We start from the raw sequence: 19,519 nt of genomic DNA on the forward strand, positions 1-19,519 counted from the left end.
CAATTCCACTTTTTATCAAGAGATTGGCCTGTCAGTCAACCAACGATCCAAGGAGATCACCCATGTTTGAAAGTGCGGATCTGATGCGCATCAAGCTGGACCTGCTCAAAGGGGTGCCGGCGGCTTACAGCTCACTCATGAGCCGTCTGTATCGGGAAGGACTGGCGGAAATGGACGGAGTGGACGAGGCCCGTCAATCCCGGCTGTGCGGCATTCTGGATGACTATTACGATCAATACATTCTGCGGGCCTGAAAACACACGGGCAGCGTCGCAGGCCGATTCCCAAGGATTCACAACAGGCCCACGATCAACAGATAGCGTCCCGCCTTGCCCGGAATGACCCAAAAGGAAAAACGCCAGAAGGGCACCCCGAACGCTCCGGCCACAAAGGTGAGCGGATCACCGACCACCGGCAGCCACGAAAAGAACAGACTCCACTCGCCCCGCGCGCGAAACCGCTCACCGGCCTTGTGCAGCGTCTCCGGGGCGATGGGAAACCAGCGTCGATCCTGAAACCGCAGACAGTAACGCCCCACCCCCCAATTGATCTGCGCGCCGATCACATTGCCGAGGGTCGCGGCCCACCACAATGACCAGGGATCGAATCTCCCCGACAGCAGCATGGCCGCCAGAATCGCCTCCGACGAAAAAGGCACGATCGTGGCCGCCAGCAACGCCGCCAAAAAAAGGGAGATCACTCCGGGTTCCACAACCCCTCCTTTTCCCGGATCAAGGCGATGAAACGCCGGACCAAATTCGGATCCCACTGGCCCGCGTCCTGTTCCCGCTCTAAAATTCCCAACGCCTTTTCGGGGGGCATTCCCTTGCGATAGACCCGATCCCCGGTCATGGCGTCCCAGGTGTCGGCGATGGAGACGATGCGGGCCAACAATGGAATTTTCTCTCCCGCCAAACCATCCGGATAACCGCTGCCGTCCCAGTGTTCGTGATGCCATGCGGCGATTTCGAGAAATTCGTGGAAACGGTGCAACGGACGCATGATGGTCGCGGTATAGCGGGCATGGGTGCGCATGATCACGAACTCTTCGTCGGTCAACGGGGCGGGCTTGTTGAGAATGGCATCCGGAACCCCGATCTTGCCCAGATCGTGCATCAAGGCACCCTTGTTGAGCACCTTGAGGGTCGCCTCCGGCAATCCCAAATGCTTGCCCAACATGACCGCATACTTGGAAACCCGGGCCGAATGGCTTTGGGTATAGGAATCCTTGGCCTCCAACGCCTTACTGAGGGATTGGAGGGTTTGCAGATACCCCTCCTCCTGCTCCCGCATCAACTGGCAAAGGTTGTCCGCCATGCCATTGATCGAACGACCCAACTCCCCGATCTCATCCTGGGGCAAAGGCAACGGGATGCGCGCATCCAGAGTGCCGGAACCGAATGCCGACATGGTACGGGCAAATTGGGTCACATGGCGGATGGCCAACCGGTGCAACATCCACCAGACAAACAAAAACAACAACAAGCCGGAAGCCAGGGTCAACAGGATGATGCGTCTTTCATAGGCGTCGTCGTTGATCTTGATCTGACGCATCAAGGCGGTCATGTCCAATTCCGCCTCCAGACCGGCATTGACTTGCTGGCTGCCACCCAACCGGACCGGAATGATCACGTCGATGGTGGGATGGGTGTTGAAAACCCGACTCTCGATGACCGTGGGCAGGTCGGATGAGATGATCGACTTGCCTTCCCGAATCACCTGACCATACACCCCGTCCAAAGGCTTGTCCGGATGATCCCCCGGTTCGGTGTGGGCCAGGATTCTACCGTCGGCCGCATACAGATAGATTTCGTTCGGCGTGAACTGAAAATAGGGATGCTCCTCACCGGACAGACCATTCAGCAACACCCGTCGATACTGCTCCATGCTGGTGTTGACCGGCATGGATTCCATATGTTGGGAGAGACCAAACAGATAACTCTGCGCCTGTTTGTAGACCTGATCAAGCATGGCGCGTTCCAGCTGAGTCTCGGAGACCGCCACCAGAAGATAAATCGTGATCGCAAACCCCAGAAAGGACCAAAACACCACCTTCTGGGTCAAGGAGAATCGGGACAAACGTGTCATGATCTTGCTTCCATTAAGCCAACAGGTCGATATCCGATCGGTCGAGCATAATCCCATTTCCACACGTTTTCCACCGTTGATCACGGTTCCCCGTTGCATTGGTGAGAGCTTTACCGGAAAATCTCTCTATATATATAACCTCGAACCCCACCATGCTCCGAATCATGCACGCAAAGGATACACACCCTTGAGTTCGTCTCCGGATTGGGATGTCATCATCCTGGGAGCAGGCGCATCCGGCCTGATGTGCGCCGCGACCGCCGGTCGGCGCGGACGACGGGTCATGGTGGTGGATCATGCCCGACGTGCGGGAGAAAAAATCCGTGTTTCCGGCGGAGGACGGTGCAATTTCACCCATCTCAAGGCCAGTGCGCACCATTATCTCAGCGATCCAGCCAGCGATCCGAATTTTCCCCAAGCCGCCCTGAAAGCCTTCACGCCGAAAGCGTTTCTGGATCTGTTGGGACGTCACGGCATTTCTCATCACGAAAAAACACCGGGACAACTCTTTTGCGACCACTCCGCCGAACAGGTGGTCGCCATGCTGCTGGCCGAATGCCAACGCAGCAAAGTCAAGGTGCTGCTGGAACAGACCATCCAGCAAGTCACGGCCCTGCCCTCCGGATTCCGGGTACAAACCGCTCAGGGAACCTGGACCACCCGTGCCCTGGTGGTGGCGTTGGGGGGACGCTCCATGCCCAAACTCGGCGCCACACCTCTGGGATACGAAATCGCCCGTCAGTTCGGTCTCCGGATCGTGCCCACCAGACCGGGTTTGACCCCGTTGAGCTTTGGCGGCGACATCCGGGAGTCCTGCCGGGATTTGACGGGTCTTTCGGTGCAGGCCACGGTGACCTGTCAGTCCGCCCGATTCACGGATGATCTGCTGTTCACCCATCGGGGCCTGAGCGGACCGGTGATTCTGCAAATCTCCTCCCACTGGCGCGGCGGAGAAGCCATCACCGTTGACCTGACCCCCGGAGTCGCAATTTATCCCCTGCTCAAACAGGCCCGGGAGCGGGAACCCGGCTTGAATCTGCGCACCATCGTCTCCCGGTTTCTGCCGAAGCGGTTGGCCCTGCAACGAATCGCCCTGGCGGGAGGGGATGGACGCATGGCGGAAATCGCCGACAAACGTTTGCAACTGGCCGCCGAACTGGTGAACCAGTGGCGCGTCACCCCGAACGGCACCGGGGGATTCGACCGGGCCGAAGTGACCGTGGGAGGGGTGGACACCCGTGCCCTGGATCCCCACACCCTGGCCTGTCCCTCGGTTCCCGGTCTGTATTGCATCGGAGAGGTGGTGGATGTGACCGGATGGCTGGGAGGTTTCAATCTTCAATGGGCGTGGTCTTCGGGCCATGCCGCTGGATCGGCTGTATGAAAAGTGTCATGAATCCGCACCCACACGCCCCGATCCCCACCGCATTCCGACCGCATCGGCTTGCGACCCTGTTCATGATACTGGAGTTGACCATTCCGGCCACGCTTTGGGCCGATGCTCCGGCTCCGGAAACCTTTGCGGCGCTGTTGCTCGGTCGATGCCTGCCGCTGGGTGTGGCCACGTTGCTGATGGTTTTGATGGTGATAGTCTGGAATCGCCGTCTGCAACGGGAGGTGAAACACCGCGAGGAGGTGGAAGAGAGCCTCAACGTGGCCCTGGCCGGTGGCGAACTGGGATTCTGGGACGCGGATCCGGGCGCCGGAACCATTCGGGCCAACGCCCGATGGGCCAAAATGCTCGGTTACCTCCCGTCGGAAGTCGCCCTCATGACCCGTGAAGTCTGGGCACGGACCATCCACCCGGAGGATCGGGAACGGGTGTTGCAATGCGAACAGGCCTATCTGACCGGTGAGACCGCCCGTTATGACGTGGAGTATCGCGCCCTGACCGGAGACGGCGCCGTGCGTTGGCTGCGGGTCCGCGGCGCCATCATGGAACGGGATGCCCAACGCAAGCCTACCCGGTTTGTGGGCATCATTCAGGATATCACCTTGCGCAAATCCATGGAGGATGCCCTGACCGCCTCCGAGGCGCGCAACCGGCTGATTCTCACCTCGGTGCACGATGGCATCATCGGCCTGGACGCCCAGGGGGAGGCCATTTTCGTCAATCCGGCGGCCTTGGCCCTGCTGGGATACACCCAGGAAGAACTGCTTCATCGCCCCATTCCCGCCACCCTGCTCCACACCCCTCCCTCCCCACCATCCTCCCTCCCCCCACCGGAATCCCCCCTGTCCCGCGCCTGTCGGGAGGGACACGCGATCCAGGAAGAGGATACATGGTTCCAACGCAAGGATGGCAGCATCTTTCCTGTGGCATACACCGCCGTACCCATGCATCAAGAGACGCTTCGGGTGGGAATGGTGGTGGCATTCCGGGATGTCACCGAACAGCGGCGGATCGAAGAAAATCTACGGGAGAATCTGGCCCTGAGGGATCGGATGGCGGATGTGGAACGGTTCAACCGTCTGGCTCTGGGGCGGGAAAAAAGAATCATCGAACTCAAACGACTGGTCAATGCCCTGGCCATGGAACGAGGCCGTGAAGCGGTTTTCCACTCCCCCCAGATTGCCGAACAAACCGAAATCGCCGAACTGGAACCGGATGAAAGGTTCCAGCAACGGCTGGCCGCCTTGAGCCTCGCCGAAGACGCAGAGCGGGCGCGGGTGGAGGTGGAAGCCTACAAGGAACACCTGGAAGAACTGGTAGACGAACGGACCCAAGAGCTGTCGGTGGCCATGGCCAAGGCTCAGGAGGCGGCCCGGGCCAAAAGTGACTTTCTGGCCAACATGAGCCACGAAATCCGTACCCCCATGAATGCCATCATCGGCATGACCCATCTGGCATTGCGCACCGAATTGAACGAAAAGCAGCGCAACTACATTCAAAAGGTGGATGGGGCGGCCCGGAGTCTGTTGGGAATCATCAATGATATTCTTGATTTCTCCAAGATCGACGCCGGCAGGATGCAGTTCGAGCAAACCGATTTCTCCCTCAAGGAGGTTTTGAACCATCTGTCCGATCTGACCGTGGCCAAGGCCCGGGAGAAAGGATTGGGATTGCAGTTCAAGATTGGTCTCGATGTCCCCGACATCCTGATGGGAGATGGCATGCGTCTGGGACAGGTTTTGATCAATCTGGTCAACAACGCCATCAAGTTCACCGACAAGGGCCGTATACTGGTTTCCATCCAGAAACTGGGCGCGCCAGGACACGAACAGCTTTTGCGTTTCGCCATCACCGATACCGGCATCGGCATGAGCCCGGAACAGATCGGCAAACTGTTCCACGCCTTTTCCCAGGTCGACAGTTCCACCTCCCGCAAATACGGCGGAACCGGATTGGGACTGAGCATCAGCAAACATCTGGTGGAAATGATGGGGGGTGAAATCGGCGTGGAAAGCACGCTGGGAGTCGGAAGCACGTTCCACTTCACGGCCCGCTTTGGCTCGGCAAGCCAGCAAGGCACCATCCAACCCGACGAGGCCATCCAGCCTCCCTCCGATGCGGGGATTCCGGAAGAGTTCGCCCAACTTTTGCGGGGTGCCCGTCTGCTGCTGGTGGAGGCTCACCCGGTCAACCAGGAGTTGACCCTGGATCTGCTCAACGGCGCCGGAATCCAGGTGGATGTGGCCCTGAATGGAGAACAGGCCCTCGACACGCTCAATCAAGCCCGCTACGACGGGGTGCTGATGGATTGCCAGATGCCGATCATGGATGGCTTCGAAGCCACCCGCCGCATCCGCTCCGACTCCCGTTTCCAGGAGTTGCCGATCCTGGCCATGACCACCAATGCCCTGACCGACAACCGGGAAAAATGCCTGGAATCCGGCATGAACGATTACATTCCCAAGCCCCTGGACGTATCCGAACTGTTCGTCACCCTGGCCCGGTGGGTCAAGCCGAAGCACCCGCAGGAGCCACCCTCAATCGTGCCGGACCCCCTCCCGGAAGAGGCCGAGGTCATCCGTCCACCAGCCGAAGTCCCGGCGATTCCCGGCATGGATACCACCCTGGCGTTGCGCCGCATGGGGGGGAGCGTCAATCTGCTGCGCCGCATGCTGGGTCGCTTCCACAAGAACCAGACCCGCTTCCCGGCCCGTCTGCGCGCAGCCCTCGCGTTGAACGACCAGATCACCGCCCTGCGGGAGACCCATACACTCAGGGGGTTGGCCGCCAACATGGGGGCTGCCGGTCTGGTGGAAAGGGCCAGGGAGGTGGAAGGTTTTCTCAAGCGGGAAGACTCTCTTCCGGAGTTGCACGCGGCGTTGGAACGACTGGAGCGGGAACACCAGGCAGTGCTGGCCGCCATCGACACCGCCCTGACCACCCCCCCCTCTCCCCCGACCCCGCCGCAGCCTCTCCCGGTCCAGACCGTGGACCGGCTGGCACTCACCCAGGAGATGCGGGAGTTGGCCCAGTTGCTGGGCGAATACGACTCCACCGCCGCCGGCAAGGTCGCCGGGGTGGTGGAACCCCTGCTTCTGCTGGGATTGGAGACCGAAGCCGGACAGATCAAACGCATGATCGCCCAATACGAATTTGAAGAGGCGTTGGAACTGTTGCACAACACCGCCCGGAGTTGCGGGATTTCCTTGTGATCAGCGTTCGCCGCATCTGAAAGCGGACAAAACCGACAAGGTCGAGCCTGCCTGCCCCACGATCGATTCCGGTGGTGGGGCTGATGTTCTTCGGCCAATCGACTCAAAACCGCCCGCATGGTTGCATCCACAGCCCCGTTCTGGGCTTTCCAAGTAACGATAATTCAATTAACGTGACTTGGAGCAGACCCATCACCCCGGATCCCCCCCGATCCGCCCCCCGGCGCCTCCGGTCAAGAGAAAAAGGCTTGCCCGCGATTCTACGGTCCTATATTCTACCTTAAACCCATCCCATCTTGGATATCACCCTCCCCAGCTTGCGACGACATCCCCATGGAAGACGAGAACAATAACGACGAAAGGCCGGAACGTTCCGAAGGTCCATCCAGGAGACCCTCCCCTCAGGATGGGGACAGCAGCAAATCCAAAATGATCTCCGTGGTGGTGGGCATTATTGTCGTGCTGGTCGCCTTGCTGCAATTCACCCGGGTATCCCAACGGCAACTGCGTGAAATGGAACTGGAACAGATCCTGCAACAAAACCGCGCCCAGGAAACGTTCCGGGAAAAAGCCCAGCAAAGACGTTTCGACACCCTCGAAAACAACAAACAAGCCGAAATGCTGGAGTCCCAGTTCAAACCCATGAACCAAACCGTTCACCCACGGGAACCTTAACCTCCACCGGCCACAACCGGCTTCAGACAAAAACGGATCCTCTCCAACAACCGCCGGGCATCCACCGGTTTGTCGATCCGTTCCTCCCAGGCCCGAGCGCACACCGGATCCACCTCCAAAGCCTCCTCCCGGCCTGTGATGAAAATCACCGGCAGCTCACGGGTTTCCGGCTTCTCCCGGATGGCCCTGCACACCTCGATGCCATTCATGTCCGGCAAACCAAGATCCAACAACACCAAATCCGGTCGACTCAAGGCCACAAGCTCCAAAGCCTTGCGACCCGACGTGGCAAAACAGACCTGATAATGATCCTGCAAAATCTGGCCAAGGAGTTTCAGGTTGACCACCACGTCATCCACAATCAGGATCATGATGGGCCGGGGAGACGAACGGGACATCTGGGAGGTCATGGGGAATGGGGACACAACCGCTGGGAACTGTGATAAACAGGGGCCGACTCCTGAATCGACTCCCGAGACAAAGGCCATTGGATGCCGATTGCCGGATCGTTCCAATCCAGCAGGCGTTCGCCATCGGGTTGATCCGGATGGGTACTCTTGCCAATCCACTCGGCCTGGGGGCTGATCACCTGGAAGCCGTGGGCAAACCCCGGAGGAATCCACAACTGACGTTTGTTCTCCTCTGTCAGCAGTTCACCCACCCACCGATCCCCCTGGGGCGCCTCTTTTCCCACGTCCACCGCCACCACAAACACCGCGCCCAACGCGACCCGTATCAACCACCCCCGGGCAGGATCCGCCGCCACAAACAATCCGCCCATCCAGCCCCGGGACGCGCCGAAGGATTGCTCCCAGGCCCAATCCAACGCCATTCCCGTGGCAGCCGCGCAATCCCGCCGATTGAAACTCTCGAAAAAAAATCCCCGTTCGTCATAAAAAACATGGGGTTCAATCAGCAAAACTCCGGGCAGACGGGTCTGGGTCACAGTAATGGCCATGTTACGCCACCCTCAACGCAACAACGACAGCAGATACTGCCCATAACCACTCTTGACCAAAGGCGCAGCCAACCGGCTCACCTGAACCGCGTCGATCCAGCGATGGGCATAGGCGATCTCTTCGGGACAGGCGACCATCAAACCCTGACGTTTTTGCAACGTGGCGATAAAACTGGCCGCTTCCAACAGGCTGTCGTGGGTGCCGGTATCCAACCAAGCGTAGCCCCGACCCATGATCTCCACGGACAGATCCCCCTGATCCAAATAGTACCGATTGACATCGGTGATCTCCAACTCACCACGGGCCGACGGCTTGATCCCGGCGGCGATGTCGCACACCTGGGCATCATAAAAATACAGTCCGGTCACCGCGTAATGACTTTTCGGTATCGCCGGTTTCTCTTCGATGCTGATGGCCCGCCGTTGGGCATTGAACTCCACCACCCCGTAGCGTTCCGGATCCTGCACCCGATAGGCAAAAATCGTGGCTCCGAACGGTCGCCGATTGGCCTGCCGCAGTTGCCGCACCAGATCGTGACCGTAAAAAATATTGTCCCCCAACACCAACGTACTCGGTTTGTCGTCGATGAATTTCCGACCGATCAAAAAGGCCTGGGCCAGCCCATCCGGAGAGGGTTGCACCGCATAGTGGATGCTCATTCCCCACCGTTCCCCATCTCCGAGCAGCTCCGCGAAACGGGGGGTGTCCTGGGGAGTGGAAATCACCAAAACCTCCCGGATGCCCGCCAGCATCAAGGTACTCAAAGGATAATAGATCATGGGTTTGTCGTAGACCGGCATCAACTGTTTCGAGACCGCCTGGGTGACCGGATACAGTCGCGTGCCCGAGCCTCCAGCCAGAATGATGCCCTTGCGGGTCATGTTTCCCGATGAATCGTTGCTCATAACGGCCTCACTCCAGATGCAAACGACGTGGATCTTTCCTGTCGATGGATCAGGCAACCCGCTCCGATCCACCAACAAGACCACCAACAAGACGGGTATTGGAAGGACAGATGCTTCGCATTATCAATGGATATTGTGTTTTGTCCACAAACAAAATATCCTTGTCCAATGAATCACGATCAAGGATTCCACCCCGGGAAATCCCTCAAGAAACAACAATCCTCCCACAATATGAAACCAGGAGACGGCGTATGTGTGAAAACCATTGGAGCCGACGTGACATGTTGACAGGCATGGCAGTCGGCGTTGGCGCGTTGGTATTGCCCAAATTCTCGTTTGCTTCCGACGCCAAAGCCGCGCCGATCATGAGTCCGGATCGGGCCTTGCAACTGCTCAAGGAGGGTCACGCCCGTTTTCTGTCCGGCAAACCCGAGCGCCCCAACCTCACGCCCCAACGGATCGCGGAGACCTTCTCCAAGGGACAGTTTCCTTTTGTCACCATCATTTCCTGTTCGGACTCCCGCGTGCCGGTGGAGCACATTTTTGATCGGGGCATCGGGGATCTGTTTGTCATCCGGGTGGCGGGCAACGTGGCCGACACCGACGAAATCGGTACCGCCGAATATGGCGCCGGACATCTGAACACCCCATTGATCCTGGTACTCGGCCACACCAAGTGCGGGGCCGTGACCGCCGTGGTGAAGGGCGACAAGGTGGGAGGCAGCATTCCCAAGTTGGTGGACAACATCATCCCCGCCGTCGAACGGGCCAAGGCCAAAGGTCTGACGGGTGACGATCTGATCCTGGAAGCCATTCGCGAAAACGTCAACCAATCGATCCAGGACATGCTGGCCAACAGCCAGGAACTGTCCCACCTGCGCCATGAAGGCAAGGTCAAAATCGTCGGCGCGGTGTATCACATCGACAACGGCGCCCTGGAGTGGTTGTCGTAAGCGGTTCCGGTTTCGATTCAAAAAAAATGGCCGCGCCCCTTCCTTGAAACCTGAAAAGGACGCGGCCAACACCTTCCACTCCCGAACCCCCTCCCGACGCCCCGGTATCCCCTCAAGCCGGATCCGCATCACCCGACGACAAAGCCCGACGAATCGACTCCAGCAGTTCCATGGCGGACTCCACCGGCGCCCGCGCCCCTTCCAGGGCCAGCACCAGACTCCCTTCGCAATCGTCCACCCCTCCGGCGGCCAGGGGCGTGGCCCGCACCTGTCCCGCCGTCAGAATGGTCATGGCCGCAACCTCCGTGACCACCGTGGCCGATCCGGCCATGATGGGCATGTACCCCACCGGCGAACCCATCACCCGAATGGCACGTCCCTGTCCCGTCAGACGGCAGGCCGCCGGAACCGACGGGATCAGTTTGGACAGGGAGACCGGCACGATCAACTCCCCGCCACGGGCCATGAGAATCGCCAGGGCCGCCCCGATGGTTCCTCCCACGGGAGAGGCCAGCAACACCGCCACATGACCCGCCGCATCGATGGCATTGGCCCCTTTGATGTAGACATCCCCGGCCTGGAACCGTTCCAGCATGGCGCCGGGCCAGCCCCGGGAGACCTGACCGGCTTCAAACAGATAAGGTCCGGGACCACGTCCCTCTTTGGGGGTTTCCCCCAGCAGGCCATCCCGGATCCAGCCCACGGTGAAAGCCTCCCGTCCCGGATCCTCCCCCAGCAACGCGGTCACCACATGGCGGGTGGTGGAACCGCCGACAATCACCATGCGGCCTTGCTGCAACCGTTCCTGGACCGCGGGCAACCGGGCCACGGCCATGCCGATCAGCCGACGACCTTCACCGGGGCGCAAAACCGCGATGGCGGTCACGTCAGGGTTTGTCATCTTAAGGTTCTGCCACGGCCTCGCCGTGCTCCTCGTGCGGGTTGATGGGGGACAAAAGGGACTGGATGACCAATCCCGCCAGGGTCATGCCGAACAGGGCGGGCAGATAGCTGATGGTGCCGTTGACCGAACGGGGACGACCGGTCGGGGTAGGTTCCGGCGGCAAAGGTTCGGCGGGCGGTTCGATGGACCACACCGCCTGGATTCCCCGTCCCTGACCCCGCCGATGCAAACGACGCCGCACCTCCCGCGCCAAAGGACAAATGGTGGAATCCATCAAGTCCCCCACCACCAGACCGGTAGGATCCAGCCGTCCACCGGCTCCCATGCTGCTGGCCACTGCAATCCCCCTCTCCCGCGCCGCGATCAACAAGCCCACCTTGGAATTGAGACTGTCGATGGCATCGATCAGCCAATCGGGACGGGCGGCATCCAGAACCTCCGGAATGGTGGCTGGTGTCAGAAACCGGTCCACCAGTTCCAGTTGACATGCCGGATGAATGCTCGCCAACCGACGCCCCAGCACCTCGACCTTTTTTTGTCCCATGGTGTCGTGGGTGCTGGCCAGTTGACGATTCAGATCGGTCATGGCCACCACATCGTGGTCCACCAGGGTCAAACGGCCAATACCCGCCCGTACCAGAGCCTCTGCGGCAAATCCCCCCACTCCGCCGACTCCGGCGAGCAGCACATGCGCCTGACGCAACCGCTCCACCCCGGCGGCCTTCACCAGAATTTCCGTGCGCGTGTACAATCCCGGTTCGTCCATGAATCCCCCCTATGCTCCCTGCAAGCCCAAGACCCGACGTGCGTTACGCGAGGTCACCATCCGGATCTGTTCCGGATCCGTCCGTCTCAAAGCGGCCAAAACCGCCACCACCTCCGGCAAAAAAGCCGGCTCGTTGCGTTCTCCGTAGTGCGCGGCAGGAGTCAGGTCCGGGGCGTCGCTCTCCACCACCAAACACTCTTCGGGCAACGCGGCGGCCACCTGACGGATCCGTCGGGAGCGCTCATAGGTCACAACCCCGCCAATCCCCAGACAAAATCCCATTTTTATATACGCTTCGGCCTGTTGCAGGCTCCCGCCAAAGGCATGCACGATCCCCCCATGCCGAAAAGCAAGACGCCGCAATACCGATATCACCAGATCATGGGCGCGACGCACATGCAGCAACACCGGCAAACGAAACCGTTCCGCCAATCGCAACTGCCCTTCCAGCAGGCCCAACTGGAGCGCATGGGTTTCCGCTGACAACAGATGATCCAGACCGATCTCCCCCACCGCCACCGGTTGGTCACGCAACAACCGGGATTCCAGTTGCGCCAACGCATCCGGAGGATGCTCCGCGAGAAAACACGGATGCAGCCCCAGGGCGATCCACATCCCCGGAGCGCGCAACGCCACCACGCGCCCAAAATCCCTCAAACAGACCCCCGGCACCACCCCTCCCACCACCCCGACCGCCAGGGCGCGCCGCCAGACCGCCTCACGGTCGGCGTCAAAGTGTGGAAAATCCAGATGACAATGGGTATCGATCATGCCTCAATCGTCTTCACCCGGATGGGGAATCCGCTCCTCGACATAGGCCATGGAGGCGGCATCCAACTCCTGACGGGCCAGTTCCATGGCCTGACGGATCTCTTCGCGAAACGCCTCGGGCACACCGGGTTCGGCGCGGCTCAACCAGATCATGGCCCGGACCGGATCCCGTCCGGTGCCCATGCCCTCGAAATAAAGCGCACCCAGACAATGGGCGGATTTGACATCGCCGGCCAAGGCGGCACGTCGGAACCAGTAGAAAGCCTGTTGCGGATCTTTGGGCACTCCGGCACCCCGGAGATACAAGGTGGCCAGATTGTGCTGAGACAAGGCCTCTCCCCGTTCAGCGGCCTTGGCGAACCACTCGGCGGCTCGGGTGGGATCCCTCGGCACCCCCAATCCTTTGAGATACATGGCTCCAAGGTTGTGTTGCGCCTTGGTGTTGCCCTCTTCGGCCATGGCGCGCAGCAACGCCAGATAACGCGCCGGGTCGATTTGATCGCTGGGTGGCATCATGGTGGATTCGTCCGGGCGGTTACAGCAGTTTCAACGGGCCGCCCTGGACGATATTGGCAAAACGTTCCAGAAGGCGCGGGGTCATGAGGTGGGCAGCCGGACCCTGGGCGATGCGCCCCGGATGCTCCGACATGTCTTGAATGCGAATCAATCGACTCGAACCGGTCCGGGGATCCCGGTGACACAACACCGCATGGGGTAGCGCCCGATCCGGCAGGGCATCCAGCAAAGCAGGATCCCGTCCCACGAACAGCACCCGCAAAGCGCGCCGTTCCGCGATGCGCAGGGTGGTTTCCAGCACCATCCGGGCAATGGCCGGATAAACGGTGTGTTCGATGTCATCCACCACCAGCAGGCTTTCTTCGGGACAGCTCAACAGCGCCGCGCCCAGGGCCAACAGACGCACGGTGCCAGTGGAAAGCTGCCGGGCATCGAAGCGGCGCGCCGACTCGGCGTCCGACTCCCGCAGGGTCGCCAGCACCTCGCCGCGGGGTGTGGTGACGAAACCCAAAGCGGCCTGCTCCAATCCGGGCAGCACCCGCACGAAATCCAGCAGATCGGCCCGCAGGGTCCGTTGCGTCTCGGACCACTCCCCTTCGGGTCGATCCCCGCCACAAAGCTGAAACAGTACCCCGGAAAGATTGGCCCCATCGGCAGTCAACGCTCCGGCCTGTCGGGGGGCGTAACCCCGGGCGGCCACCGGATCGACTTCCAGACACAGGATGCGGGTCAACCATTGTCCGACACAAGCCGTGGCCTCGGGAATGCGTTGACCCGACTCGGCATGCGCCGCCGGAAAGCGGGAAGCCCCATCCAATTGGACAAAAACCGCCCGCTGCTCATCACCAGCCAGCCGCGGTTTGGGAGCACCGGCGCCAAAGGGGTGGTATTCGACCGTCAACGCCCCACCCGGCCCCGGACCGGCCTGATACAGGGCCACCGGGGTTTTTCCTCCGGTCTCCTTGAGGTGTTCGTAGACCAGACGGGCTTCGTCTTCTTCCCGACACTCGATCATCAGGCCCATCTGGAGTTCCGTGGCGCCCGCCAGTCCCGAACAGGCCAAGCCGAACCGGTTGGCACCGGAATAAGGCAGATCCCCCACCCGGCCCCGGGCCACCCCTTCCGGCTGATGCATGGCAAGGGGCAGAGCCTCGAAACGATGGCCACGGGCGAGCCAGGAGAGCAGTTTCGCCCCTTCGACCACATGACTTTTTCCCGACGCTCCGGCTCCGAGAAGCAGGGTCAGGGGAGCCAGCGGGAGGATGGCTTTCTGGAAATTCCGGAATTGATTGAAAAGAAAACGCTCCAACATGAACATGCCCCATCCAGGAGAGGTTGCCAGGACCGATTGCGACCAAGCATCACTCTAGCATATCATGCACACGGACACAGAGGAAAATCACTGTTGCGCCATCGACTTCCAACCGAAAAGGGATTGGGCGCGCCACACAGCCCGACTCCTTCATCATCAGGACCCACTGCCCATTGCCATTCCGCCCCCTTTGTTCAAGACATTGCTGAAGGTCGCCTTCTATTCCCTGGTCGCCGGAGTGGCCCTGGCCGACTCCCCGACCCCGGAAACCGCGCCCCCTCCTGCAATGCCGGAAACGCGGCGCGACCGCCCCGAGGAGTCCCCGCCTACGCCGGAACCGCCCCTCCCGGTCCAAGCCCTGACCCCCGTCCGCGCCCTACCCAACACCCCCGGCAGACGCAAAGGACTAAAATTCCAGGCGGAATGCCTGCCTGGAACCCGGTATCGCATCCTGGCCGTGGGGGATCTACTGCTTCACGACCGGTTGCAAAAGCAGGCGGAGCGGGATGGCTCGTTCATGCCTCTCTGGCGGGCTTTCGCGCCCCATCTGGAACAGGCGGATATGAGTTATGTCAATCTGGAGGGGCCTGCCGCCGCCGGGGTCAACGCCCTCGGGGAGAATGTGCGGGATCCGGGTCCGGTTTTCGACAAACGGGTGTACAATGCCTTTCCGTTTTTCAACTATCCGCCGCGGCTGTTGCAAGATCTGGCCACAAGCGGTTTCGACGTGGTCTCTTTAGGCAACAACCATATTCTGGACCGCAACGCCCTGGGCATCGACCGCACCATTGACGCCCTGGATCAGGCGGGACTGGCCTACACCGGCGCGCGCCGCTCGGACCACGAAGTCAATCCCCATCCCTGGCACGCCCTCGTCACCCGCAACGGCCTGAGCACCGCCTGGATCGCGTGTACCTACGGCACCAATGGCATTGTGGATTATCGCCATCAGGTGCTGAACTGTTTTCAGGATCGGGAAACAATCAAGGCGCTGGTGATCGAATGGCGGGATCAGGTGGATGCGGTACTGATCACCCCCCACTGGGGCGACGAAGACTCCATCATCCCCAGACCCGAACAGGGGAAATTTGCCCGAGAAATGTTGGAAAGCGGGGCACTGGCCATTCTCGGCAGCCATCCCCACACCCCTCAACCCATGGAAAAACATCTCACCCGGGATGGACGGGAGACCCTGATTCTCCACTCCCTGGGCAATTTCGTGAACGGTCAAAGCCGGATCTGGCAAAAAACCGTCATGATCCTGCTGTTGGATCTGGTGAGGCACACCGGGAAAGTCGCCATTCAGAAGGTCCGTTATCTTCCCGGCTTCATGGAACCAACCCTCCAAGGTGACATCATCCTTCAACCCCTGGATACCGGTTCCACTCATGCGGGCATGACCCATCTGCTCAAGGTGTTGCCCAAGGCAAACCTCGCCCATGACGAATGGGAAACCCCTTGCGGGGAAAGATCTGCAAAATGATGACGCGACAGCAAAGAAGCACTACAAGATCAATTTGGAAACCGCACTGGAGGTGGAGATGCCAGCCTTTTGGTGATACAAACGTACAGCCGCCTCGGAAAGGCTGACCTTGTAGGCAGCCGAGGCGCGGGAGGTATCGTTGGCCACGCCGGTCATGCTGCTGACGGCGCTGCGCTCGAAAAAACGCAACATGGAGACATCGGCCATGGAACGGGTACGCTGGGCCAACGCATCGAAGGCAACCTGGGCACTGGGCCCGAACATCAATTCATTTCCGCCGTAAATACTCATTTTTATTACCTGTTTAACCAGACAAAAGACCCGAACGGATCCATGGGATCACGGTCAGCGAACTCGCCATCTCGGACTCGGAAGTCTAACTGAATTTCGTCAAATGACAAGTGAAAAAACGACTCCACTCTTCTTACATCCCCATTCAACCCACCCGTTTCCTAGCACTCCAGGCGCGCACCCCCTCCAGCCACCGGACCCAGGCATACCGCCCCGCGTGTACCGTCCGTCGCCAATGACAGCAAGGCTCGAACGGTCCCCCAAAACGCTCCTTGAAGCGAAAAATCCCCTGCAATCTCGGGTCATCCGTGTGCAGTCTCGCCCCGCCCAGATCATAAGCCGCCACGCCCCGGGCCTTCAAGGCCAGCATCAATTCCCAGTGCAACAGATTGGCCGCCCCCAACTCCGGCGCGTCGATGGTCGCCCCGTGCAGAAAATACCCCCGCTCCGCGTCGAAAGGAATCAAGGCCGCAGCCTGAAGACGGCCTCGGCAATGGACACTCACAGCCAGCATGTCAGACTCCATGTGCCGGAACAAGGAGGCGAAATAGGCGGCGGAAAAGGGATTGTGGCGTCCGCCCCGTTGATAGGTGGCGTTCATGGTTTCGATAAATCCATCCCGATCCACCCCCACCACCATCTCCACCCCCTGTTCCCGGGCGCGTCGTATGACATTGCGATGTTTGGAATGCACCCCTTTCCAAAGATCCGCCTCGGATTGGGTCAAATCCACCCGATAGGTGCCAAACGGCTCGCTCACCTCGCCACCCGCCGCGCAGACCACCGCCTCGGGCCAGCGGGCCATGTTGAAACGGGACTCCACCGCGAAGGCTCCGGCTCTTCTGGCCTGTTCAAAGAGCCGTTCCAGCCCCTGTTGCGGTTGCGGCTCCCAACTGCCGAACAGCACCCAACGGGATTGACCCCATCCACGGACCACACCCGCATGGATCCGCTCCCCCCCCAACTCCACAGCCACCACATCGCTGACCGCGCCAGAGTCCCGCATGACCCGCAACCAGGATTCACCCAGAAAAGGACTCATGCCCGCCCCTGTTCCGCCGCCAGCGTGCGATACTCCGCTAAGGATCGTTCCGTGGACAACTCGATCAGGGTTTCGTTCGGATTGCCATAGTGTGGCAAATCCCCTGCCGTCGGATGACGGACCACACGTCGCCACGGCACCACAGCCCATTCGGGCGGAGGACACCACTCCGGATTGGGGGTCTTGAAGACAAATTTATAATAAGAACAACGCTCATTCCGGGTGCCCATCAATTCCGTTCCCAGCCACTGCCGCAACACTTCCCAGTTGGCCCGTCGTCCCGCCTCGATCCGGGAAAAATTCCGCATCACCCGATGTCCCGCCTGGGCCTGAATCCGACTGCCCCGCAAACCTCGCCTCACCAGCCATCCCCAGGAGGGGGAACGCCCGGGCAGCCCCATGCGCTGACGCATGAAAAAATGGGCCTCCGGATCCCATCGCGCCAATCGATCCAGACCCCAAAGACAAGCCGCCTCCCTGGACAGGCCATACACCAAAGCCCCGGTGGCCGCCGTCGTGGCCTTGCCGGGACCAAAACTGTACACCCCCCCCTGATCCAGGTTGACCAGCGGTTTCCCATCCAGACACACTCCATACGACTGGGCCGCGTCGTGAATCAACGGGATGCCCGCATTCCGGGCAAAATCCCGAATCTCGCGGGTGCGGGGATGGGGCAATCCATACAGATGGGGCAACAGGATCAGATCGAAGCCGCGCCGGGCAAAAACGTTTTCATCGAATGACATCACACACAGGTCCGGCTCGATGTCCACGAAATCCGGCATCAGACCCTCGGCGCAAATGGCGCTCACCACCGTGGGACAGATCAAGGCCGGAAGCGCCACCCGGGCACCGGGTTGCAGCCTCTGGTGACGCAACAACAAACGGATGGCATCGTGACCCGAAGCCACAAACCATGCCCCATCCGGGGCCATCACCGGTTCCCGCTCCACCGCCAACAGATCCTCGGGTCGCAACGGCCCCAAAAACAGACCACTCATGACCCGGCCTCCCGACGATCCCGACCAAAATCCTTGCCGGTCAACTCCCGGAACAAGACCAGATAGCCCTCGGCCATGGCCTCCCGGGAGTACTCCCGCCGCACCTGCTCCCGCCACGCCAGCCCCATGGCCCGTCGTCGCGCCGGGTCGGCCTCCAACCGCAACACCGCCTCGGCCAGGGCGAGGTGATCGGAATCGGGAGTCAGCACGCCGGTCCGGTCCGGCTCCAACAGATCGGTGAACGGAGGAATCCGGTTGCACACCACCGGCAAACCCACCGCGCCGGCTTCCAGCAACACATAAGGCATGCCCTCCCGATGGGTGGGAAAAATCAATCCCTGTGCCCGTTGCAGCACCGACAGCACCTGCCCCCGGGGCAGGGAACCGACCCAATGGATCCGGGATCCAGCCCCCTGATCCTGGGCCAGTTGGCGCACCTGCTCGAAAAATCCCGGATAATAGGGTCGACCCGGCTGCACAAACGGTTGATCCCCCACGATCACCAGATGCACATCCCTATCGTGTTTCAGCACCTCGCCCCAGGCCCGCACCGCCACATCCTGAGCCTTGGGCGGTTCGATCCATCCCACCATCACCCAAAAGCGTTGCGGCAGATCCACGCCACAGGGTTCCACCGACTCCTCTTCGATGGGGGGGATGCCGTTGGGAATGACCCGCACCGGAGCCAGACCGGGATGGGCGGCTTCGATCTGCCGGGCATAATGACGGGCCACCGCCGTGAGCGCCGCCATGCGTCCCACGATCCAACGCAACATCCCTTGTGCGTTTGGTCCGTTCCTGGCGAAGTCCAGGGCATCGGTACCATGAAAAGTCAACACCCCCGGCGGACCGCCCAACAGGGACAACAGTTGAAAAACGCATTGATAATCCCGGGGCGTGTGAAAATGCACCACATCCACCCGTTCCCGACGCATCAGGCGATGCAATCGCCACAAGGTGACCGGCAATTCCGCCAGAAAACCCAACAATCCCCGCAGTGGCCGTCGGGAGTCCCGATAGGGTCGCAAGCGCATTTTGTACAAGGTGATGGAGCCAAAACGCTCCACGCTCAACCCTTTCTGCTCCCAGGGAGCCGGGGCGAACAGGGATACCCGGATTCCCTGACGGGTCCAGGCATGGGCCAACGCGCCGATCATCACGTTGATCCCGCCCCGCGTCTCGGGAAAGGTGGTGTGAAAAACCACCAGTACGTGATGCGACCCCAGGGATGTTGCCTTCATGATCCAA

20 protein-coding genes are annotated in these 19,519 nt (G+C 60.6%); 6 read left to right on the top strand and 14 right to left on the bottom strand.

The annotated features are described in order from the left end of the window. Positions 1–62: 62 nt before the first annotated feature. A complete protein-coding gene (locus HQL98_07280) occupies positions 63–254 on the top strand; it encodes a hypothetical protein (GenBank protein MBF0271846.1) in 192 nt (63 codons plus the stop codon). A gap of 38 nt (positions 255–292) precedes the next feature. Here HQL98_07280 and HQL98_07285 read toward each other — a convergent pair whose 3' ends face one another. Further along, on the bottom strand, positions 293–625 hold the full coding sequence (locus tag HQL98_07285; protein MBF0271847.1) for a DedA family protein: 333 nt from the start codon (positions 623–625) through the stop codon (positions 293–295). A 71-nt stretch (positions 626–696) separates the two neighbouring features. After that, a complete protein-coding gene (locus HQL98_07290) occupies positions 697–2,088 on the bottom strand; it encodes an HD domain-containing protein (protein MBF0271848.1) in 1,392 nt (463 codons plus the stop codon). Between HQL98_07290 and HQL98_07295 the strand changes: the two genes are divergently transcribed. The 3 genes from HQL98_07295 to HQL98_07305 all read left to right on the top strand — a co-directional run bounded on the left by HQL98_07295 (position 2,087) and on the right by HQL98_07305 (position 7,368). Continuing rightward, the gene (locus HQL98_07295) at positions 2,087–3,472 is read left to right on the top strand and encodes an NAD(P)/FAD-dependent oxidoreductase (GenBank protein MBF0271849.1); all 1,386 of its coding nucleotides are present in this window, start codon (positions 2,087–2,089) and stop codon (positions 3,470–3,472) included. The genes HQL98_07290 and HQL98_07295 overlap by 2 nt on opposite strands. Positions 3,473–3,480: 8 nt before the next feature. After that, the gene (locus HQL98_07300) at positions 3,481–6,693 is read left to right on the top strand and encodes a PAS domain S-box protein (protein MBF0271850.1); all 3,213 of its coding nucleotides are present in this window, start codon (positions 3,481–3,483) and stop codon (positions 6,691–6,693) included. A 333-nt stretch (positions 6,694–7,026) separates the two neighbouring features. After that, the gene (locus HQL98_07305; protein MBF0271851.1) at positions 7,027–7,368 is read left to right on the top strand and encodes a hypothetical protein; all 342 of its coding nucleotides are present in this window, start codon (positions 7,027–7,029) and stop codon (positions 7,366–7,368) included. Here HQL98_07305 and HQL98_07310 read toward each other — a convergent pair. From HQL98_07310 to rfbA, 3 genes are read right to left on the bottom strand one after another with little or no spacing between them, the layout of a single operon-like run. Continuing rightward, positions 7,365–7,766, bottom strand: coding sequence for a response regulator (locus HQL98_07310; protein ID MBF0271852.1), 402 nt, complete (start codon positions 7,764–7,766; stop codon positions 7,365–7,367). The genes HQL98_07305 and HQL98_07310 overlap by 4 nt on opposite strands. A gap of 8 nt (positions 7,767–7,774) precedes the next feature. After that, the gene (locus HQL98_07315; GenBank protein MBF0271853.1) at positions 7,775–8,326 is read right to left on the bottom strand and encodes a dTDP-4-dehydrorhamnose 3,5-epimerase family protein; all 552 of its coding nucleotides are present in this window, start codon (positions 8,324–8,326) and stop codon (positions 7,775–7,777) included. Between the two features lie 12 nt (positions 8,327–8,338). Then, positions 8,339–9,208: a glucose-1-phosphate thymidylyltransferase RfbA gene (gene rfbA, locus HQL98_07320; protein MBF0271854.1), complete on the bottom strand. Its 870-nt coding sequence runs from the start codon at positions 9,206–9,208 to the stop codon at positions 8,339–8,341. 305 nt (positions 9,209–9,513) lie between these two features. Here rfbA and HQL98_07325 point away from each other — a divergent pair, with 305 nt between their 5' ends. After that, complete coding sequence (locus tag HQL98_07325; GenBank protein MBF0271855.1) at positions 9,514–10,185, top strand: carbonic anhydrase; 672 nt, start codon at positions 9,514–9,516, stop codon at positions 10,183–10,185. 112 nt (positions 10,186–10,297) lie between these two features. Here the strand turns inward: HQL98_07325 and HQL98_07330 are convergent, their stop codons facing one another. The 5 genes from HQL98_07330 to HQL98_07350 are packed head-to-tail and all read right to left on the bottom strand — an operon-like array spanning position 10,298 to position 14,460. Beyond that, positions 10,298–11,086: a hypothetical protein gene (locus tag HQL98_07330; protein ID MBF0271856.1), complete on the bottom strand. Its 789-nt coding sequence runs from the start codon at positions 11,084–11,086 to the stop codon at positions 10,298–10,300. Position 11,087: 1 nt separating this feature from the next. After that, positions 11,088–11,855, bottom strand: coding sequence for a ThiF family adenylyltransferase (locus tag HQL98_07335; GenBank protein MBF0271857.1), 768 nt, complete (start codon positions 11,853–11,855; stop codon positions 11,088–11,090). Positions 11,856–11,864: 9 nt separating this feature from the next. Next, a complete protein-coding gene (locus HQL98_07340) occupies positions 11,865–12,626 on the bottom strand; it encodes a TatD family hydrolase (protein ID MBF0271858.1) in 762 nt (253 codons plus the stop codon). Between the two features lie 3 nt (positions 12,627–12,629). Then, positions 12,630–13,142 (bottom strand): sel1 repeat family protein, encoded by a 513-nt coding sequence (locus HQL98_07345; protein MBF0271859.1) that lies wholly within the window; start codon positions 13,140–13,142, stop codon positions 12,630–12,632. A 19-nt stretch (positions 13,143–13,161) separates the two neighbouring features. Next, positions 13,162–14,460 carry an AAA family ATPase gene (locus tag HQL98_07350; GenBank protein ID MBF0271860.1) on the bottom strand — a complete coding sequence of 433 codons (1,299 nt, stop codon included), beginning with the start codon at positions 14,458–14,460 and terminating at the stop codon, positions 13,162–13,164. Positions 14,461–14,518: 58 nt separating this feature from the next. Between HQL98_07350 and HQL98_07355 the strand changes: the two genes are divergently transcribed. After that, positions 14,519–15,937, top strand: a complete 1,419-nt coding sequence (locus HQL98_07355) for a CapA family protein (GenBank protein ID MBF0271861.1) — start codon at positions 14,519–14,521, stop codon at positions 15,935–15,937. A gap of 21 nt (positions 15,938–15,958) precedes the next feature. On the opposite strand, the gene HQL98_07360 is transcribed toward HQL98_07355, so the two are convergent. The 4 genes from HQL98_07360 to HQL98_07375 all read right to left on the bottom strand — a co-directional run bounded on the left by HQL98_07360 (position 15,959) and on the right by HQL98_07375 (position 19,512). After that, complete coding sequence (locus tag HQL98_07360; GenBank protein ID MBF0271862.1) at positions 15,959–16,201, bottom strand: hypothetical protein; 243 nt, start codon at positions 16,199–16,201, stop codon at positions 15,959–15,961. 172 nt (positions 16,202–16,373) lie between these two features. Next, positions 16,374–17,270, bottom strand: coding sequence for a GNAT family N-acetyltransferase (locus tag HQL98_07365; protein MBF0271863.1), 897 nt, complete (start codon positions 17,268–17,270; stop codon positions 16,374–16,376). After that, complete coding sequence (locus HQL98_07370) at positions 17,267–18,271, bottom strand: DegT/DnrJ/EryC1/StrS aminotransferase family protein (GenBank protein ID MBF0271864.1); 1,005 nt, start codon at positions 18,269–18,271, stop codon at positions 17,267–17,269. Before HQL98_07370 ends, HQL98_07365 begins: the two co-directional genes overlap by 4 nt. Further along, positions 18,268–19,512, bottom strand: coding sequence for a glycosyltransferase family 4 protein (locus tag HQL98_07375; GenBank protein MBF0271865.1), 1,245 nt, complete (start codon positions 19,510–19,512; stop codon positions 18,268–18,270). The genes HQL98_07370 and HQL98_07375 overlap by 4 nt, the downstream gene beginning before the upstream one ends. Between the last annotated feature and the right edge of the window lie 7 nt (positions 19,513–19,519).

This window comes from Magnetococcales bacterium (genome assembly GCA_015231755.1).
In the GTDB taxonomy this organism is placed as follows: Bacteria; Pseudomonadota; Magnetococcia; order Magnetococcales; family Magnetaquicoccaceae; genus Magnetaquiglobus.

Excerpts from the sequence above, each read along its gene's own strand:
- HQL98_07280 (MBF0271846.1), top strand. The coding sequence starts at position 63 with ATGTTTGAAAGTGCGGATCTGATGCGCATCAAGCTGGACCTGCTCAAA.
- HQL98_07285 (MBF0271847.1), bottom strand. The coding sequence starts at position 625 with ATGCTGCTGTCGGGGAGATTCGATCCCTGGTCATTGTGGTGGGCCGCG.
- HQL98_07295 (MBF0271849.1), top strand. The coding sequence starts at position 2,087 with ATGATCTTGCTTCCATTAAGCCAACAGGTCGATATCCGATCGGTCGAG.
- HQL98_07290 (MBF0271848.1), bottom strand. The coding sequence starts at position 2,088 with ATGACACGTTTGTCCCGATTCTCCTTGACCCAGAAGGTGGTGTTTTGG.
- HQL98_07300 (MBF0271850.1), top strand. The coding sequence starts at position 3,481 with ATGAATCCGCACCCACACGCCCCGATCCCCACCGCATTCCGACCGCAT.
- HQL98_07305 (MBF0271851.1), top strand. The coding sequence starts at position 7,027 with ATGGAAGACGAGAACAATAACGACGAAAGGCCGGAACGTTCCGAAGGT.
- HQL98_07310 (MBF0271852.1), bottom strand. The coding sequence starts at position 7,766 with ATGTCCCGTTCGTCTCCCCGGCCCATCATGATCCTGATTGTGGATGAC.
- HQL98_07315 (MBF0271853.1), bottom strand. The coding sequence starts at position 8,326 with ATGGCCATTACTGTGACCCAGACCCGTCTGCCCGGAGTTTTGCTGATT.
- rfbA (MBF0271854.1), bottom strand. The coding sequence starts at position 9,208 with ATGACCCGCAAGGGCATCATTCTGGCTGGAGGCTCGGGCACGCGACTG.
- HQL98_07325 (MBF0271855.1), top strand. The coding sequence starts at position 9,514 with ATGTTGACAGGCATGGCAGTCGGCGTTGGCGCGTTGGTATTGCCCAAA.
- HQL98_07330 (MBF0271856.1), bottom strand. The coding sequence starts at position 11,086 with ATGACAAACCCTGACGTGACCGCCATCGCGGTTTTGCGCCCCGGTGAA.
- HQL98_07335 (MBF0271857.1), bottom strand. The coding sequence starts at position 11,855 with ATGGACGAACCGGGATTGTACACGCGCACGGAAATTCTGGTGAAGGCC.
- HQL98_07340 (MBF0271858.1), bottom strand. The coding sequence starts at position 12,626 with ATGATCGATACCCATTGTCATCTGGATTTTCCACACTTTGACGCCGAC.
- HQL98_07345 (MBF0271859.1), bottom strand. The coding sequence starts at position 13,142 with ATGATGCCACCCAGCGATCAAATCGACCCGGCGCGTTATCTGGCGTTG.
- HQL98_07350 (MBF0271860.1), bottom strand. The coding sequence starts at position 14,460 with ATGTTCATGTTGGAGCGTTTTCTTTTCAATCAATTCCGGAATTTCCAG.
- HQL98_07355 (MBF0271861.1), top strand. The coding sequence starts at position 14,519 with ATGCACACGGACACAGAGGAAAATCACTGTTGCGCCATCGACTTCCAA.
- HQL98_07360 (MBF0271862.1), bottom strand. The coding sequence starts at position 16,201 with ATGTTCGGGCCCAGTGCCCAGGTTGCCTTCGATGCGTTGGCCCAGCGT.
- HQL98_07365 (MBF0271863.1), bottom strand. The coding sequence starts at position 17,270 with ATGAGTCCTTTTCTGGGTGAATCCTGGTTGCGGGTCATGCGGGACTCT.
- HQL98_07370 (MBF0271864.1), bottom strand. The coding sequence starts at position 18,271 with ATGAGTGGTCTGTTTTTGGGGCCGTTGCGACCCGAGGATCTGTTGGCG.
- HQL98_07375 (MBF0271865.1), bottom strand. The coding sequence starts at position 19,512 with ATGAAGGCAACATCCCTGGGGTCGCATCACGTACTGGTGGTTTTTCAC.